At 43.0% G+C, this 16,820-nt stretch carries 16 protein-coding genes and 1 pseudogene; 10 read left to right on the plus strand and 7 right to left on the minus strand.

Translation table 11 applies throughout. The annotated features are described in order from the left end of the window. The first annotated feature begins 221 nt into the window (after positions 1-221). Positions 222-629, plus strand: coding sequence for an MAPEG family protein (locus PSE7429_RS12595; protein WP_009627584.1), 408 nt, complete (start codon positions 222-224; stop codon positions 627-629). Positions 630-906: 277 nt separating this feature from the next. On the opposite strand, the gene PSE7429_RS12600 is transcribed toward PSE7429_RS12595, so the two are convergent. The 3 genes from PSE7429_RS12600 to PSE7429_RS12610 all read right to left on the minus strand — a co-directional run bounded on the left by PSE7429_RS12600 (position 907) and on the right by PSE7429_RS12610 (position 5,022). Then, on the minus strand, positions 907-2,439 hold the full coding sequence (locus PSE7429_RS12600; protein ID WP_009627585.1) for a phosphomannomutase/phosphoglucomutase: 1,533 nt from the start codon (positions 2,437-2,439) through the stop codon (positions 907-909). A gap of 17 nt (positions 2,440-2,456) precedes the next feature. Next, positions 2,457-4,301 carry an ABC transporter ATP-binding protein gene (locus PSE7429_RS12605; protein ID WP_009627586.1) on the minus strand — a complete coding sequence of 615 codons (1,845 nt, stop codon included), beginning with the start codon at positions 4,299-4,301 and terminating at the stop codon, positions 2,457-2,459. 133 nt (positions 4,302-4,434) lie between these two features. After that, positions 4,435-5,022 (minus strand): sulfite oxidase-like oxidoreductase, encoded by a 588-nt coding sequence (locus PSE7429_RS12610; RefSeq protein ID WP_009627587.1) that lies wholly within the window; start codon positions 5,020-5,022, stop codon positions 4,435-4,437. A 476-nt stretch (positions 5,023-5,498) separates the two neighbouring features. Between PSE7429_RS12610 and PSE7429_RS12615 the strand changes: the two genes are divergently transcribed. Both PSE7429_RS12615 and PSE7429_RS12620 read left to right on the plus strand, forming a co-directional pair. Then, positions 5,499-6,113, plus strand: a complete 615-nt coding sequence (locus PSE7429_RS12615; RefSeq protein ID WP_009627588.1) for a DciA family protein — start codon at positions 5,499-5,501, stop codon at positions 6,111-6,113. 67 nt (positions 6,114-6,180) lie between these two features. After that, positions 6,181-7,428, plus strand: coding sequence for an ATP-binding protein (locus PSE7429_RS12620; RefSeq protein WP_009627589.1), 1,248 nt, complete (start codon positions 6,181-6,183; stop codon positions 7,426-7,428). 106 nt (positions 7,429-7,534) lie between these two features. Here PSE7429_RS12620 and PSE7429_RS12625 read toward each other — a convergent pair whose 3' ends face one another. After that, positions 7,535-8,533: a phosphoribulokinase gene (locus PSE7429_RS12625; protein ID WP_009627590.1), complete on the minus strand. Its 999-nt coding sequence runs from the start codon at positions 8,531-8,533 to the stop codon at positions 7,535-7,537. 176 nt (positions 8,534-8,709) lie between these two features. Here PSE7429_RS12625 and PSE7429_RS12630 point away from each other — a divergent pair, with 176 nt between their 5' ends. Then, positions 8,710-10,065 carry an outer membrane protein assembly factor BamB family protein gene (locus PSE7429_RS12630; protein ID WP_009627591.1) on the plus strand — a complete coding sequence of 452 codons (1,356 nt, stop codon included), beginning with the start codon at positions 8,710-8,712 and terminating at the stop codon, positions 10,063-10,065. A gap of 228 nt (positions 10,066-10,293) precedes the next feature. Here PSE7429_RS12630 and PSE7429_RS12635 read toward each other — a convergent pair whose 3' ends face one another. After that, entirely contained in the window at positions 10,294-10,848 is a 555-nt protein-coding gene (locus PSE7429_RS12635; RefSeq protein ID WP_009627592.1) for a hypothetical protein, read from the minus strand. 296 nt (positions 10,849-11,144) lie between these two features. After that, positions 11,145-11,867 (minus strand): creatininase family protein, encoded by a 723-nt coding sequence (locus PSE7429_RS12640; protein WP_009627593.1) that lies wholly within the window; start codon positions 11,865-11,867, stop codon positions 11,145-11,147. Positions 11,868-11,988: 121 nt separating this feature from the next. Here PSE7429_RS12640 and PSE7429_RS12645 point away from each other — a divergent pair, with 121 nt between their 5' ends. Both PSE7429_RS12645 and PSE7429_RS12650 read left to right on the plus strand, forming a co-directional pair. Then, the gene (locus PSE7429_RS12645) at positions 11,989-13,062 is read left to right on the plus strand and encodes a fatty acid desaturase family protein (RefSeq protein ID WP_009627594.1); all 1,074 of its coding nucleotides are present in this window, start codon (positions 11,989-11,991) and stop codon (positions 13,060-13,062) included. Beyond that, positions 13,059-14,078 carry an alpha/beta fold hydrolase gene (locus tag PSE7429_RS12650; RefSeq protein ID WP_009627595.1) on the plus strand — a complete coding sequence of 340 codons (1,020 nt, stop codon included), beginning with the start codon at positions 13,059-13,061 and terminating at the stop codon, positions 14,076-14,078. Before PSE7429_RS12645 ends, PSE7429_RS12650 begins: the two co-directional genes overlap by 4 nt. Here the strand turns inward: PSE7429_RS12650 and PSE7429_RS12655 are convergent. Continuing rightward, positions 14,067-14,714: a Uma2 family endonuclease gene (locus PSE7429_RS12655; protein ID WP_009627596.1), complete on the minus strand. Its 648-nt coding sequence runs from the start codon at positions 14,712-14,714 to the stop codon at positions 14,067-14,069. The genes PSE7429_RS12650 and PSE7429_RS12655 overlap by 12 nt on opposite strands. A 147-nt stretch (positions 14,715-14,861) precedes the next feature. Between PSE7429_RS12655 and PSE7429_RS12660 the strand changes: the two genes are divergently transcribed. The 4 genes and pseudogenes from PSE7429_RS12660 to PSE7429_RS24455 form a co-directional block, all read left to right on the plus strand. Further along, positions 14,862-15,488 (plus strand): DUF3782 domain-containing protein, encoded by a 627-nt coding sequence (locus PSE7429_RS12660; RefSeq protein WP_009627597.1) that lies wholly within the window; start codon positions 14,862-14,864, stop codon positions 15,486-15,488. 38 nt (positions 15,489-15,526) lie between these two features. Further along, on the plus strand, positions 15,527-15,730 hold the full coding sequence (locus PSE7429_RS12665) for a hypothetical protein (RefSeq protein WP_009627598.1): 204 nt from the start codon (positions 15,527-15,529) through the stop codon (positions 15,728-15,730). An 8-nt stretch (positions 15,731-15,738) separates the two neighbouring features. Then, positions 15,739-16,134 (plus strand): type II toxin-antitoxin system VapC family toxin, encoded by a 396-nt coding sequence (locus PSE7429_RS12670; RefSeq protein WP_009627599.1) that lies wholly within the window; start codon positions 15,739-15,741, stop codon positions 16,132-16,134. Between the two features lie 247 nt (positions 16,135-16,381). Further along, positions 16,382-16,820, plus strand: a pseudogene (locus PSE7429_RS24455) (transposase); the annotation flags it as partial.

A 16,820-nucleotide genomic window follows, 5' to 3' on the forward strand; every position in this document is an offset into this window, starting at 1 on the left:
GAAAACCCTTACTAGGTTTATTTTTAATTTACAAAAGTGTTGTCACACTTGCGTGAATTGTTATAAGTGGGCTTAATTAAATATAAAACCCTAAAACCTGCGGCGCACGCTCAGCGTGCGCCGCAGGTTTTATATCTAGATTTTAATTATGCTGAGGTACTGATAAAGTTAACAAAAGTTAACTTTATTTTTGCTCGGTCTTCATTACTTCATATAAAAGCATGATGAATTTTATTATTACACCATCGCAGCTATTGCTGTATGGCATAGCGATCGCGGCGGGGTTAGTGTATTTGCCCTATATAGTGGTCGCCTATGGACGGTTGCGTATTGGTATCGATATGAATGCACCAAGGGCAATGTTCGATCGCTTACCAGACTATGCAAAGCGAGCCACATGGGCGCACCAAAATTCCTTTGAGGTATTTGCATTATTCGCAGCCGCAGCACTCACCGCCTACGTGACCAATGTTGCTTCCGATCGCACTTCGCTTTATATCATTGCTTTTCTGGTGGCAAGATTTTTATTTAACTTGTTTTATATTCTCGATTTACCTTGGTTGCGATCGCCAATGTGGGCGATCGGCATGGTTTGTATCGGCGGCTTGTTTTCTGCGAGCCTTTTCTAAGTAATACCAATTCCCAAAATGGCAACGCCATTTTGGGAATCTCAAAACCTTACTGGGTTTGGTGTTTAATTCACGAAAGTGTGTCAACACTTTCGTGAATTGGTATAACATCAGGTTTGCTTAGGACATACAGCGCTTTACGCTCAAACCCAAACCAAGAAAAATTTTGAAAGCCTTGCTTTGCAACGCTTTCAAAATTTTTCTTGTGGTTCGTTTGATCGATAATTGCTGTCAAACCCTAAAGATGAGTGGCGGCGCTTTGCGCCGCCACTCATCTTTAGCCATTGCGAGAGAATGCCGAAATATCCAGCCCTTCAATGGATTGGAAGAAAGCTGTTAACCTTTGGAGAATCTTGGCAACGCCGCCTTCAATATTGGACTCGATATTTAAAGGCATTACAGGATCGTGTAACGAGAGGCGTAGTAAAAACCAACCATTTTCATCAATGGAATTACAGGAAACGCGAATTCCTTCGTAGTTATGAGGAACGATTTGCCAATCTGGTTGGTTACTCGCAAAGGCTTGTAAATCATTAATAAGGCGATCGCCTAAGGCTTTGAAATCATCTACCGTCATCTTGATCCGAAATTCTTCGCTTTCGATCGGTTCCTGTAAATTCACGATTAAATCCGTGAGGGACTTTCCCGTTAATTTAGACTTCGCTAACTCAATTAAGAGCTTACTGACTAAGTATGCTCCATCATCAAGGAAGTAATTCTCCTTCATCGCCCCATGCCCCGAAGTCTCGATCGCCAACCAAGACTCATGCCCTGTCTGATTGAGGCGGATCGACTCATTAATCACATTTTTGTATCCCCGCTTAAAACGGTGATGTTTGCCCTGTAAGTCCCTTTCGATAAATTTAGTGAGCCCATCGGAAGTAATAGAATCCGTCACAATTGTTGATTGGGGATGTTCTTGTAGAACGATCGCTGAAATTAACGCAATTAAACGATTGCGATTTAATTCCTTACCAAACTGATCCACGGCAGCACTGCGATCGACATCAGTATCAAAAATAATGCCAAAATCCGCTTGATGTTTAATTACGGCATCACAAATTGCTGCCATCGCCGCCTTATCCTCAGGATTGGGAACATGGTTGGGGAATGTGCCATCGGGATCGAGAAATTGACTGCCCGTAATATCCGCTCCTAAAGGCAACAAAACCTGATCGGCATAAAATCCTCCTGCGCCATTCCCTGCATCGACAATGACTTTTAATCCCTTCAGGGGCTGTTCGTAATGTTCGGGATGATTGACCGCTCTGCGGATTTGCGTAACAAATTGACTGGCATAAACGGCAATAAAATTATGTTCAGTAATTTTGCCCTGAGATTCAGAAACTACAAATTCATTCTTTTCTGCAAGGGTAAGAATATCCGTAATATCCTTTTTCTCTAAACCACCTTGGGCGGTAAAAAACTTTAAGCCATTGCGATTGAAGGGGAGATGGCTCGCGGTTAGCATAATTGCCCCATCGCATTTAAATCCATCGGTAATCGTACTCATAAACATAGCTGGAGTAGAAGCGATCGCCAAGTCATAAACTTGACTGCCGAGAGCATTAATTCCTGTCATTACCGCTTGCATTAATTCTGCTCCCGAAAGACGGCTATCCCTACCAACGGAAATGAGTAATTCTGTCGTCGGCTTATTTAACTTCTGGGATAGCCAACTTGCAAAAGCTTTACCTAAAATACTGACAACTTCAGGGGTTAGGTTGACTTCTTCGTTGGGTACACCAGCGATCGCCACACCACGGATATCAGAACCATTCTGGATTTTTTGCCAGTTAAAAGCTTGCATAATTTTCACTTTAAAAGCTATTGGTAACCTGCTGCTTGCAGCGAAAAAAGATGGGCATAGCGTCCATCTGCTGCTAATAATTGCTCGTGACTGCCTTGCTCGATAATTCTACCATCTGCCATTACGACGATCTGATCAGCCATTCTTACGGTAGAGAAGCGATGGGAAATGAGAACGACCATGCGATCTTTAGTGAGAGAATGAAAATGATTGAAAATGCTCATTTCTGCCTCCGCATCCATCGCCGCAGTTGGTTCATCTAATACCAGAATGTCGGCTTGCGATCGCATAAAGGCTCGGGATAGAGCAATCTTTTGCCATTGTCCACCCGATAACTCTTGACCGCCCTTAAACCATTTGCCTAGCTGGGTACTAAATTTCTGGGGCATATTATTAATGAATGCTTTTGCCATCCCTTTTTCGGTAGCAATTTCCCATTCTTGGGCATCTTCGAGTCTTGCCACATTCCCGACTCCGACATTCTCGCCCACGGTAAATTGGTACTGGACAAAGTTCTGAAAAATCACCCCAATTCTATTTCGCAATGCATCTAGATCCCAATCATTCAGATCTACACCATCCAGCAAAATCCTGCCGCTACTGGGAATATAGAGCCTTGTTAACAGCTTAATCAGAGTGGTTTTCCCAGAGCCATTTTCGCCCACGATCGCTAGTTTCTGTCCTTGCCTTAAATGTAAAGAAATATCCTTTAACACTGGCTCTTGGCTTTCAGGATAACAGAAGGAAACATTCTCAAATCTAATGCCATCCGATGTAATTCCTTGTTTGATCGTGCCGTAGAATTTAGGAATGGGTTGTTCGAGAAATTCGTATAGGTTGGCTAAATAGAGATTGTCTTCGTACATGCCGCCAATGGAGGTTAATGCTGAGGCAAAGGTTGATTGACCTTGACGGAAGACCACTAAATACATGGTCATTTCCCCCAAGCTGATCTTGCCTGCGATCGCCTCGATTACGATCCAAGCGTAAGCGGCATAAAATGCTCCCGTACTGAGTAGTCCTAGTAAATATCCCCAAATTCCTTTTTGAATTGTAAGATGGCGATCCTCATCGTAAAGGCGGTTAAAAATATCACGATAGCGCTGTAATAGCATTCCGCCTAATTGATAAAGTTGCACCTCCTTGGCATAGTCTTCCCGCGCCAGTAATGTCTCTAAATAATGTTGCTGTCTGGTCTCAGGCGATCGCCATCGAAATAAACGGAATGCATGTTCTGAAAATCTGGTTTCGGCTACAAACGCGGGAATTGCTGCCAAAATCAAGACCATTACAGCCCAGATCGAAAAATGCCATAACAGCCCGCTAAAGGTTACTAAAGTTAAAGCTGATTGACCCAAACCAAAGATACGGCTAATCAGCGATAGAGGACGATTAGAAGCCTGCGATCGCGCTTGAGTCATCTTGTCATAGAATTCGGAATCCTCAAAATGAGCCAGATTGAGGGTGAGTGCTTTTTCGAGAATTAATACATTCACCTTCTGTCCGAGCAATACCCGCAGCAATGATTGCGATATGTTTAAGCCTTTTTGTGCGGCGGCTAAAACAATAATTAAGAAAGCTTCCCAGCCAACATAGCTCAGGGCTAAATGACGATCGCTCCCTAGTCCACTGTGGGAAGCGATGACCACACTATCAACGATTAGTTTTCCCACATAAGCGATCGCCGCAGGTAGCAATCCCCCCATCAGGGTAAACAAGGCGATCGCTAGGGTCAAAGTTCGACTAGTCGTCCAGACCAAGCCTAGAGCCTTGATACCGTAACGAAATACTGATAAAGACTTGTATAAGGTTTTACGGAATAAGTTCCACCCCTTAGATTCACTTTTTTTCTTTTTTACCATATTGTCATTTTATCGCTATCGCTAGTCACGTTAAGCAGCTAGGCGCAGTTATACTGCCGCCAGTCTTGTTAACCCAAAAGAGGGTTGCCGCGCTTCGCGCGGCAACCCTCTTTTGGGGGGTATCTCCAATCGACTAGAAAGCGCTATACCTTTCCTCGGCAAAGGGTTCGCCACGATGATGATAGCCATTACGTTCCCAGAAACCAAGCTGCATTTTGTTGAGAAACTCTAGCCCATTCAGCCACTTAGCACTTTTCCAAGCATAAAGATGGGGGACTACTAATCGTACGGGACCGCCATTATCAACGGGTAAAGGCTTACCAAAAAGCGTATGGGCAAAGAAATTTTCTTCCCGCACAAAGTCCTCCATCGCAATATTGGTTGTATAGCCACCGTAACAATGTTCCATTAAATGTAAAGCTTGCGGCTCGATTTCGATGTACTTTAAAAAGTCAGTTACTTTGATCCCTTGCCATTTGACATCTAGTTTTGACCATGTGGTGACGCAGTGAAAGTCAGCCGTAAATTCAGTTTGAGGCATTGCCATCAAGTCATCCCATGTGAAGGTTTTCTCTGTAGCTAGTCCCCAAACCCTCAATTGCCAATCTTGACGTTGAATATTGGGCGTATCTCCATAGGTCATGATTGGGAAGCCATTGGTTAGCCGCTGTCCTTTAGGAATGCGATCGGCATTGGGCGATTTAAATAAATTTTCAAACATAGAAAATCTTTACTCACAATCAACTGTGAATATTATCGCTGTTTCCTAAGGTAAACGCCTACAGCTATAAAACCCAAAAGATGGGTGGCGGCGCACTGTCACCCATCTTTTGGGTTGACGCTTGGCAATTCCCATCCTCATTTATAGAAATCCATAGCTGTCCTACAGCGATTTGCGCTCAAACCCAAACTAGGTAAATTCTTGAAAGCGCTGCTTCGTAACGCTTTCAAGAATTACCTTGTGGTTAGTTTGATTGATAATTGCTGTAAGATTACTGTATAGAGTGGGAGTGGTAGCTGTTTATAGAAATGCTAATCTGAAGATCGGAAAGCGTAAAATGATTGCTAAGTAGTTCAGCATGATTAAAAACGAAAACCAGAGAGAGTACCGCCCGCGTAGCGGGCGGTACTCTCTTCTAGGTTTTAAGTTTACTTATGCTTAACTACTTAGTCTTAAGCAAAAGATATGTTTGGTTTATGGATATGTCCCTAACAGGGTTACCAAATATTTTGCATGGTATCCAGTCCCGCACCAGTTGGCAGCAACGCTGTCAATATTTGTTGATCGTTGAAAAATGGTCTGATATTGTTGGTGAATCGGTAGCGCTGCAAACCTGTCCGATTGGGGTATATCAAAAAACTTTACAGGTAGCAGTCTCAAGTGCAATTTGGTCGCAAGCGCTGACCTTTGAGAGGGTACGCATATTGGCGAAGATTAATGCACTATTTAGCGATTTGGGAAACTTAGCGATCGCTGATATTCATTTTTCTACGGCAAAATGGGCGACGCAACAACAGATATTGAAAGAAATCGTGAAAGAACGTCAAGCTGTGACCGAGGATCACCCCAGTTACTTACCACCTGCCCAGATGCCATCCAAACCACTCAAACCAAATCTTAAAGTTGTTCAGCCAGAAACGCCTAAGCCACCTGCAACGGCAAATGATGCATTTCAACGTTGGCAAGATGTGATGAAGTTGAGAACCAATCAAATGCCAAAATGTCCGAGATGCAATCGTCCTGCTTTGATTGGGGAACTATCTCGATGGCAGATGTGTCGAGTATGTGCGATCGAGAATTTGTTCAATTAGAATTTGTTCAATTATTCAATTCAATCTCAAGATATTTCAAGATATTTCAAGATAAATAATATGCATTATGACAAACCTAGAATCTCTCCATGCCTGCAACCCTAGCTTTGCCATCGTTTTACCAAAAGAAGAGCATTATTATGTAGATTTAGCGGCGGCAAAGGGGGATGATGTTGTCAAAAGAATGCGGAGAGCGATCGCGCTGTCTCCCAACAAACCAACCTGTCAATTGCTCTCAGGGCATATCGGTAGCGGTAAATCGACGGAATTGTTAAGGTTGAAATTTGAGCTAGAGCTGCAAGGTTTTGCCGTAATTCACTGTGCTGCGGATAAATATCTACAGATTGATGACGTGGGGTTAACTGAGATTTGGCTGATGATCCTGACGGCGATCGTGCAACAACTTGAAAGCAAAGGCGATTCGTTATCGCTCGCCTACTTGCCCAATGCGATCTCTGAAATTGAAAAATGGATGCGGTTGCCTTCTCCCATTGGTATTTCTACCTATGTTCCACGTTTACAAAGAATTTTGCAAGCTTTACAAGATAGCGAGCAGCATCGTCGCCAGTTACAACATTACTTTGAGTCACGGATCAAAAACCCCTTACTTGTTGCCATTGAAGAAGTCACGGGAACGGAGATTGATCGCTTGAAGCATTTAGGGAAGAAGGGACTGGTTATTTTGGTTGATAACCTCGATCGCTTGTCTCTCGAACAAGCCAAAATTATTTTTGGTGAAGGTGGGAAGTATTTACGGCAGTTTCAATGTCACACAATTTACACCATGCCACTTTTGGCAATTATCCATAGCGATGAGCAATTTCAGCAGAGATTTCAGAAGTATTTAAAGGGCAATGCGCCGATTATATTGTCCAACTTGCAGCTTCGCGATCGCCTTGGGGTCTTTAATTCTGAGAGTTTAAACCTACTGCGTCAAGTTGTTTTAGCGAGAATGCTGCCGAATACTGCTCCCGAAAAATGGTTGGAAAGGGTGACGGATTGCTTTGATCGCTTAGAAACTCTCGATTGTCTGTGTTTGGAAAGTCATGGGCATTTACCCTATTTACTATCGATTTTACAAGGCTGCTTGCAATCACAAAATCCACCGATTTCGCTAGAGACTCTCACTCAAGTTTTAGAGACGGATCGGATGCATCGACTCTCTACCATTAGCGATCGCGATCGGCAAACTTTGCAGCAATGTCTGAACAGGGATTATGTCCTCACTCCTGAAGTCGTCAACCTATGCCGTCGCCGTCTGCTTTTTGAACATCATGATGATTCTGGCTCTTGGTTTAGTAGTCCCTTTGTGTAGCAATGCGGCGATCGCCTATGTTTGGACAAGTGCAAAGAACACCTATAAAAAACATTCATAGAGTTGCGGTGCTTCGCGCCGCAACTCTATAAATGCGATCGCAGCCCTATGCAGTGACGGGTTCTACTGGTTGTGTCAATTTCTCAAAGGTTGCCCGCATCTTTAGCCCCACAATGATTTGCAACAAACCCGTACCATTGTTAGAACCTGGATAATCGGGGTGCTTGAGTAGGAGTTGCGTCAATTCACCGTAAAACTTGGTATTGGTACTACTGAGATGATTTTCGATATAGACCATCTCTTCAAGGCGATCAAATTGTCCGTCGATTTCCAAAACACTGACGGGTTGACCGAGCCAGCTATCGGGACCCGAAAATAGCTTAATGCCAGGATAGGAGCAGGTTAGTTTGGTACCGCAGGGAATCCAAGAAATTGTTGACCCTTCATCAAAGAGATATGCTGGTTCTAACCCCTCAACTCCAGTACGTTGAATCAAACGCACGCGCAATACTTTTTGCTCGCTATCATGGGGAAGGAGATTGGTAGGTAGAATCTGAATGATGATATCGGCATGGGCTTTTTGGGGATCGATATAAGCTTCAAAGTCTGGTCGCCGTGATTCGATCGCTTGCACGACATCGCTGAGGGTATGACCGCGTTCGGCCATGTCACGTTGAATTTTCCAAGCGATCTTGACTTCATTACTGAGATCGAGATAAATGCTGAAATCAAGAAGTTTCCGTACACGCTCGTCATAGATCGGATGCAAGCCTTCGATAACGATGACTTTATTGGGCTCGATGAGTTCGGGCGGATCGATTAAACCTGTTTCGTGGTTGTAGATCGGCTTCATCACCGATTTGCCTTCCTTGAGAGCCTTAATTTGCTCGTACATCAGATCAAAATTGTTGGCACGAGGATCGAGAGCAGTAATCCCTGTTGCCTTTCGCTGTTTGCGATCAAGACTATGATAGTCATCTAGACAAATCACGGTCATAAATTCTTCGCCAAACAGATCCTTGAGTCTTCCTAAAAATGTGGATTTCCCACAACCAGAATCACCTGCAACTCCAATCACAACAACGCGGTTGGTCTTACTGCTCATATTTCTGAACCGATCCTTATAAATAAAAATGTATTTATTACTACTGATTTCCCAATTTCCAATCTACCAAAAGGGACACCGATAGGGATTTAATCTTGATTTAACTTTAATAATTGATTTTATTTATGAATTTAATATAAATTATAGACTTGTAAAGTTTAGGGTCGTGGACAAATATGGCGATCGCTGTTATGCAGGTAATACCATCAAAATTTAAACTGCAATATTCTCGAAAACTGGTCAATTTTGGAAAATACTTTCTGATTTCTTTAGTGCTGCTGCTAGGTTTACATCTTGTCGCCTATGCAAATAATCCTGAAGTAATCCTTCAGCCTGAATGGACTGCTAATTTAGAAACGAGCACCCCACTGATTACGACTGGTGAGATGGTGTTTGCAATTGAGAACCAGAAGTATAGTGGAGAGCCAAGGGATTATTTGGCAAATTTAGTGGCGATTAATACCGCATCAGGAAAAGTGCAGTGGCAGCAGCAATTACCATCTCATCAGACTCTTGGTAGTCGCAAGTTAATTTTAGAGAATGGCACTATTTATGCCAGTCATGACAATGGCGTTGTGGGATTTGAGCCTGAAACTGGCTCTCCTAAAGCATCGTTTAAATATACAGAATATATGGATGGCGGTATCCGCGATCGCTTGATGGGGATACATCAGGATATTGCGGTATATGGTGATTCTATCCCAATTGATGATAGCCCCTCCAGTCGCATGGACTATCAAACAAAGGTGTATGGTAGTACTAAAGAGAAAACGCTTTGGTCGTACCAACTTCCTAAAACTAATGGGTTGATTGGTATTCAGGCAATCAACCCAGTGGTGCAGAATGGAATTTTGTTGTTACCTTCCTTTCATGACACAACCGCAGGTCGGCTCGAACAATTTACGGTGATAGATGTTGCATCAGGCAAAGTTCTTTGGACTTGGGAAGCGCCGCAAGATCCTAATGGCTTATGGTCAGCCAATGTTTTTGGAGATACGATCTATACTTCGGTCTTTGGTAATACCAAGACGCAGCCGTCGGGACGCATCCGTGCGATCGCTCTTCAAACTGGTAAGGAGAAATGGTCGTATGTCATTACTGGCAAAGTTAAAGCCGTTAGCGATCGTGAAGTTTTAATCTGGGAACCTAAACAGAATTCTCGTGGTAACTTTGTAGTTTTAGACAAGGAAACGGGCAGATTTTTACGCAGATTTACAGTAAATCGTGTCTATGATAATGATCCTCAACATTTAACTTGGGTAGATGGGCAAGTTTATATAGAAGATATGGAAATCAAAAATGTGACTTTGGGCTTTTATGGTTCCGCTGATAACAATAGTTGGGTCAGTGCCTTTGACGATAAAACTGGCAAATTACTATGGCGAACTCCCACTTTGATGAATAGCCATATTTACTATCCACCCATTGTGACTGGGATAGCCGATAACCCTGAGAAAAAACGTTTGATTTTTGCTAGTAATTTCCTGAGAACAGAAGGTAGTAGTAAATTGCAATCTTTTCTGATTCCTTGAAATTTAAGTAGTTCAGCATAAGTAAACTTAAAACCTAGAAGAGCGTACTGCCCGCTACGCGGGTGGTACGCTCTCTGGTTTAATTTTTAATTCACGAAAGTGTGACAACACTTTCGTGAATTAAAAATTAAACCCAGTAAGGGTTTTCAAAGCTCAAAATGGCATAACCATTTCTTAACTTGGTCTAATAAAGATAGAAAGGCTTCGCTTTGCGAAGCCTTTCTATCTTTAAACCTTGCTGCGGAGAATGTCTCGCCTTAGGGCTTTGCGAAAATCCTCTAAATGGGACTTATGTTGTGGTAGCCAAACATTGCCTGTTTCGGTATTGATGGGAGGCAAAACATCATAAATTGGTTCTTGCAGAAAGTAGGTTTCTTTTAGTTGTACTAGCCATGCTGATTGCCCGCGATCTTCTACCCTTGATTGAATATCGATGAGGCTTGTGGGTGCAATATCTAGCTGGCGATCTATTTCAAAATCTACTTCTAGGTTTTGGCGATCGCAGGGAAATATCGAATCGATCGTGGCTAGCCCCTGTAGAGCAGTTGCAGGAAAAGTTTCGGTATCAAAGCCAAACTCATCCATCAGTTGTTTGCATATATAAGCAGATTCGGGGTTATCGGGATATCCAAGGGAATGAATTAGCACTCTGCTACCAACGGATGTTTTGATAAACTCAGGTGGATTGAAAACCACTAAGGTTGTATAGACCCTCGCTAAGTAGCAAACTGCTTCTTCAGGGCATAGGGAGATAGCTACGGTTATCGCTGCACGATCGAGCATGATGCCAAAATGCAAGTACTTTTGATGTTTAAGTTGATCAGCATACAACGATTAGTGATTTTACACGTTGCTGTAAATGACTTAATCTTGCTTTATACCAAAACTAAAAATGGCGGAACCATTTTTAGTTTTTCAAATCCTTACTAGGTTTGGTTTTTAATTCACAAAAGTGTTGCCACACTTTCGTGAATTGGTATTAGTCCATATTAAGTAGCTGGGTATAATTAAAAACCAAAGCCAGAGAGCGTATCGCCTGCTACGCGGGCGGTACGCTCTTATGCTTAGCTACTTACATATTAAGCCTCGGCAAGAAAATCGTTGTATTGGCTGACTAGCTCTTTGACGGCTAGTTCAAAAAGTTGTTTCCCATGCTCGACTTTGGCAAGGGCTGGATTTGAACCCATCCGTCCATCGGGATAGCGTTGACGAAATTCTTCAGGGCTATAGATGCGGCTATCCTTATTGACCGATTGGCTGAGCGGCGCGTTCTTAATCGAGTCAGGGTAAAGATACATGGTTACCGCAATTTCGCTAGGTGTGGCATGGTAGCCTTCTTGATTGCCATATAACTCTTTCACCAGCTTATAAATTTCGTTACTTGCCCACCAGTTACCGAGCCGAAAGCTTGTATCGGGCAGTTCGTTAGCAATCTCGGTAAAGGCATTTTTCAGTACGGCAATATTGCCACCATGACCATTGAGAAAGAAAAAACGTTTAAATCCGTGTTTGGCGAGCGATCGCACCACATCATGAATTACTAGGGTAAGGGTGGATGGCTTGAGGCTAATCGTGCCTGCAAAGCCCGTATGATGTTCCGCCATGCCCAGCGTCAGCGTGGAAGTAACCAAAGCATCGGCTTTTTCCCCAACCGCACGGGCGATCGCTTCTGCACAAATAAAATCAGTCCCGATTAAGCCTGTGGGTCCATGCTGCTCGGTGGAGCCGATGGGAATAATTACCGCTGGCGATCGCTTTAGGTAGGCTTCGACTTCTTGCCATGTGGATAAATGTAGGAGCATAGATCTTAGCTGTTTAGTATTAACTTTGACTTATTCAAAAACTTTTTGGCGCGATACTCATAGGGTATAACGGCATGAAGCGCCAAATGCCCTAATTTAAGTAAATAATGAGTTTTTAATCATGTTTTCCAGCGATGTTAAAAATGTTAAAAATATTGATAGCGAAATTGATAGTGAAGTAGATGTAATTTCTCTATCACCGAATGAAATTAACACTGAAATTAACACTGAAATGAATTTGAAATTAAATTCAGGAAAATCCGTTCTAAAACCGAATCAACTTCTTTCTCCTCAAGAATTAAGCGCTTTAAATGTCAAGTCGAATGTCAAAGGAACTTTCCAATTACTAGGACATCTTACCGTGATGGTTGGTAGTGGCTATCTCTGGGGCACAAATATGGGGAATCTGAGCGATCGCTGGTTTATTGCCATACCTGCCCTAGTGCTATATGGATTTAGCTTTGCAATTATGTTTGCGCCACTGCATGAATCCTCCCATCGCACCGTTTTTACCAATAATCGCGCCAATGATGTGCTTTGTTGGTTTGCAGGACTATTATCTTTTTATAACAGTACCTTCTATCGGCTCTATCACAAGTGGCATCATCGCTATACACAGATTCTCGATAAAGATCCTGAATTAAGCGATCGCAAGCCGACTAATCTCAAGGAATATATCATCGAAATTAGCGGGATTACTTGGTGGATTGGCAAGTTTAAGAGACATTTCCTCACAGCGATCGGCAACTTCGAGAACTGTCCCTTTATTCCCGAAAATTCCTATGCCGAAGTGATTCGCTCGACCCGTTTACAGCTATTGGTTTATGTAGTGGCGATCGCTATTTCCGTATATTTCCAACAGCCTTGGTTTATCACCTATTGGATGCTCCCCCTCGCAGTCGGTCAGCCGATTTTAAGATTCCTGCTCCTAGCCGAGCATACCGATCGCCCCAATACCGACAATATGCTTGCCAATACCCGTACCACCCTCACCCTTGCGCCATTGCGATTCCTGATCTGGAATATATCCTACCATGCCGAACATCATCTCTATGCTTCTATTCCCTTTCATCAATTAGGAGCAGCCCATGCGAAATTAGGTTCTCATTTTGAATGTGTGGAAAAGGGCTACTTCAATGTCCACAGGCAAATCATCGCTAATTTTGGTGAGAAGACGGGAAACTCGGCAGCATGAATGTTTTTGAAATTAAGAACTTTCAGCTTCAGTGCGGGGCAACTCTGCCACAAGCGCAATTGGTGTATCAGACCTATGGCGAACTAAATGGCGATCGCTCGAATGTGATTCTCTATCCCACCTCCTACGGAGCGCAACATCCTGATATTGAATGGCTAGTGCGACCTGATGGTATTCTCGATCCGACAAAATGGTTCGTGATTATTATCAATATGTTTGGGAATGGGCTATCGAGTTCGCCTAGCAATTGCGCTGAATGTGGCTTAGCAGAGCAAGGTTTCTGGTTTACCCATCTAGATAATGTTACGGCTCAAGAGCAATTGCTGCGCGAAGTCTTTGGAATTGAACGCTTAGCCCTAGTTTACGGATGGTCGATGGGCGCACAGCAAGCCTATCATTGGGGTGCGTTATATAGCGATCGCGTGGAACGTATCGCCGCGATTTGTGGCACTGCGAAAACCACCGATCACAATCGCATCTTCTTAGAGAGTTTGCGCTATTCCCTCACAGCCGATCCCACTTGGAATGGAACTAGTTTTGATGGTATTCCCGATCGCGGATTTCGCACCTTTGCCAGAATTTATGCCAGTTGGGCAGCATCCCAAGCCTTTTATCGCGAAGGTTTATATTATCAATTCGGTTACGAATCTCTCGAAGATTATCTACTGCGTGGTTGGGAAGCAGGTTATCGCAAGCGCGATCCGCGAAATTTGATGGCAATGCTTGATACTTGGCTCAGGTGCGATGTCAGCGATAATCCCGTTTATCAAAAAGATTATGAACTTGCCATGCGATCAATCCAAGCGAAAACCCTAGTTATGCCCAGCACGACGGATTTGTATTTTACCCCCGAAGACTGCGATCGCGAAGCGGTTCTGATTCCCCATAGTTCATATCTTCCCATTCCATCAATCTGGGGACATCGTGCGGGCAATCCCTATCAAAACCCTGAAGATGAGCAGTTCATTCGTCAAGCAGTTTGGGAATTGCTAAGTCGCCAAGAATCATCGGGATAGATTCTCTTGCATCCATACTCGAAAAGCCTTCATCGCTGTGCTGCGTCCTTGGCTAAGACTTATCTCTAAAAACTGTGGTATGATATCGCGAATAGGAATATCTCCAAAAATAGGACTTAATTCCGATTCGACATAATCGCCATCACGCAAGATATAAATTTTCAATGTCTCATCGTATAGCCATAGTTCAGGTACACCGAGGACGCGGTAAACATCAAACTTAGTTTTGGAAGTTACATCTACCTCGATCGCTAGATCGGGTGGAGGATCGATGGTCATGTCTAGTTTGCGGATACCACGCATAGCGACATTATTTTGAATGTAGAAACAGTCATCGGGTTCTAGTCCTGCGAGTTTGTCAATGCGCTTGAAGGTTGTAGATCCAAACCCTTCAAAATCTATCTCCATTTCGTCCATCAGGACTTGGACAAAATCTCTAATCAAAACTTTAATTTTTTCGCTTTCAGGCAGGGGCAAAGCAATTTCTAGTACGCCGTTTAAATAAGCAATTCTCGATCTGCGCTTGTCACCAAGGTCTTGGAGGATCGATTCAAATTGTTGCCAGTCGATATCATGGAGGATTGTACTTTGTCCTGCTAAGGTTTCAATCTGTGAGATTCGTAATAGGGTGGTCATCTGCGTATCTCCTAACTTTACTCATCTAGCGATCGCTATTTACAGTTTACGCTAGTTACAGAAAAGATGAGTGGCGGTGCGAAGCGCCGCCACTCATTGTTGGGGGCTTATAATCATTATTAACATCTAAAGCGATCGCTAAAATTTATGTCTCAACGCCCTGTAACCATAGATGATATTTTTGAGTTGTTTCGTGAAAGTGAACGCCAACGCAAAGAACAGCAACAAGTTGTTCTCCAGTCTTTGGAAAATTATAAGCAAGCTTCTGAAGAAGCTTTACAGAAGTACAAGAGCGCATCCGAGCAGGAAATGGCTGAACTCAAAAAAATTGTCGCGCAGACAAATAGGCAAGTCGGGGGGATTACGAGTCGTTGGGGTGAGTTTGTCGAAAATTTAGTTAGACCTGCGGCAGTACGGATGTTTCGCGAGAAGGGGATTGAAGTGCATTTTACAGCCTTGCGAGTGGAAGCTCAGGATGCAAATGGTTCTATCGAAATTGATGTTCTCGCCGAAAATACTAATGAAGTGGTGGCGATTGAGGTCAAGTCTCATTTAGAAGTTCGCGATGTGAAGCGATTTTTAATCACTTTAGATCGTTTTAAACAGGCTCTGCCTAAGTATCAAAGTTATAAACTCTATGGGGCGATCGCTGGGATTAAGGTGGATGAGCGAGCCGATGAATATGCCACGCAGGAAGGGCTGTTTCTGATTAAGCCTTCAGGTGATACGGTAGCGATCGCTAATGGTCAGGATTTTGTAGCAAAGACTTGGTGAACGGTTGTAGAATTAGATTATTAAAGAGGTAACTTATTATGAGTCAATATATTTTGCTTCGTATTCAGTCTCTTCAAGAAGAGCTTGAAAGTTTAAAAAAGATTGTAAGTAATCAGTTGTTACACAGTCCTCGTAAGAAAACTTCTATCAAAGGTCTATGGAAAGATTTTGAGATTCATGATGAGGATTTTACCGATGCGCGAATGGCTATATTTAAAGATTCAAATAACTGGCAAGAGTAGCAAATCAAATGGATACTTATTTGGTTGATACCCATGCTCTAGCTTGGTTTATTGCTGAAGACAAACGCTTATCATCCTTAGCTGAAAACATTCTTAATCAGGCTCAAGAAGGAGATGTTCAAGTCTTAATCCCGACACTTGTTTTGGCTGAACTTACACATATTGCGGAGAAAGGTAAGGTACAGGTGACAGTTGAGGAGATTTTGCAACAAATTAATCAGGGAGATAGTTTTACAGTGGTAGCTTTTGATTTCCCTGTTTTTCAAGCGATGCTTACATTACCAAAAGAATGGGATATTCATGATCGTGTGATTGCAGCAACGGCTAGTTATTATCAGACAACGTTGATTACAAGAGATGAGATGTTAAGGGCTTCATCTGAAATAAAGACTCTCTGGGATTGAAATAGACAAAGTAATTGAAATGATTAATCGCTGGGATTAAGGTGGATGAGAGAGCCGATGAATATGCCACGCAGGAAGGATTATTTCTGATTAAGCCTTCAGGGGATACAGTAGCGATCGTCAACGATCAGAGTTTTGTGGCAAAGACTTGGTGACTGGAGTTTAGACTAAGAAAGGTAAAAAAGGCAGAGTAAAAGAGATACAAACTGCCTAAAGTAGATGAAAAAGAAAAAGGACATCTACAGTCATGATTATTGACAAACTACAAGAATTTCGTCAACAGGTATATAGATTTTTAGGAAACGGACGGGATGCAATATTTGACCTGATGGATGCAGTATTAACCAGTCCAAGCGTAAAGTCATTTGCGGAATTATCGTTATCTGCGGTGTATCGGCGAAAATGGTCAAGCTTATATGAATCATTAAAAGACAGTCGACCAAGACGAGGAAGGCTCAGACGGCTGTGTGTGGAACAAATACCCAAAGACATTCGCCCATTGCTAGCAGGAGACCATACAGGATGGGGAAGACCGCACGCCAAAACGTTAAAAGACAGGAGCTTTGTACATCAACCGAATTTGGTTGAAGGCAACAAACCGATCGTGTTAGGACATGACTACAGTACCTTGGGGTGGTGCCAGAGATGGAAGGAGTTGGGCAATTCCGTTATGTCACGAGCGGATC

It is taken from the genome of Pseudanabaena biceps PCC 7429, assembly GCF_000332215.1.
Taxonomy (GTDB): domain Bacteria; phylum Cyanobacteriota; class Cyanobacteriia; order Pseudanabaenales; family Pseudanabaenaceae; genus Pseudanabaena; species Pseudanabaena biceps.

Coding starts and splice junctions, on each gene's coding strand:
- PSE7429_RS12595 (WP_009627584.1), top strand. CDS start 222: ATGATGAATTTTATTATTACACCATCGCAGCTATTGCTGTATGGCATA.
- PSE7429_RS12600 (WP_009627585.1), bottom strand. CDS start 2,439: ATGCAAGCTTTTAACTGGCAAAAAATCCAGAATGGTTCTGATATCCGT.
- PSE7429_RS12605 (WP_009627586.1), bottom strand. CDS start 4,301: ATGGTAAAAAAGAAAAAAAGTGAATCTAAGGGGTGGAACTTATTCCGT.
- PSE7429_RS12610 (WP_009627587.1), bottom strand. CDS start 5,022: ATGTTTGAAAATTTATTTAAATCGCCCAATGCCGATCGCATTCCTAAA.
- PSE7429_RS12615 (WP_009627588.1), top strand. CDS start 5,499: ATGGATATGTCCCTAACAGGGTTACCAAATATTTTGCATGGTATCCAG.
- PSE7429_RS12620 (WP_009627589.1), top strand. CDS start 6,181: ATGACAAACCTAGAATCTCTCCATGCCTGCAACCCTAGCTTTGCCATC.
- PSE7429_RS12625 (WP_009627590.1), bottom strand. CDS start 8,533: ATGAGCAGTAAGACCAACCGCGTTGTTGTGATTGGAGTTGCAGGTGAT.
- PSE7429_RS12630 (WP_009627591.1), top strand. CDS start 8,710: ATGGCGATCGCTGTTATGCAGGTAATACCATCAAAATTTAAACTGCAA.
- PSE7429_RS12635 (WP_009627592.1), bottom strand. CDS start 10,848: ATGCTCGATCGTGCAGCGATAACCGTAGCTATCTCCCTATGCCCTGAA.
- PSE7429_RS12640 (WP_009627593.1), bottom strand. CDS start 11,867: ATGCTCCTACATTTATCCACATGGCAAGAAGTCGAAGCCTACCTAAAG.
- PSE7429_RS12645 (WP_009627594.1), top strand. CDS start 11,989: ATGTTTTCCAGCGATGTTAAAAATGTTAAAAATATTGATAGCGAAATT.
- PSE7429_RS12650 (WP_009627595.1), top strand. CDS start 13,059: ATGAATGTTTTTGAAATTAAGAACTTTCAGCTTCAGTGCGGGGCAACT.
- PSE7429_RS12655 (WP_009627596.1), bottom strand. CDS start 14,714: ATGACCACCCTATTACGAATCTCACAGATTGAAACCTTAGCAGGACAA.
- PSE7429_RS12660 (WP_009627597.1), top strand. CDS start 14,862: ATGTCTCAACGCCCTGTAACCATAGATGATATTTTTGAGTTGTTTCGT.
- PSE7429_RS12665 (WP_009627598.1), top strand. CDS start 15,527: ATGAGTCAATATATTTTGCTTCGTATTCAGTCTCTTCAAGAAGAGCTT.
- PSE7429_RS12670 (WP_009627599.1), top strand. CDS start 15,739: ATGGATACTTATTTGGTTGATACCCATGCTCTAGCTTGGTTTATTGCT.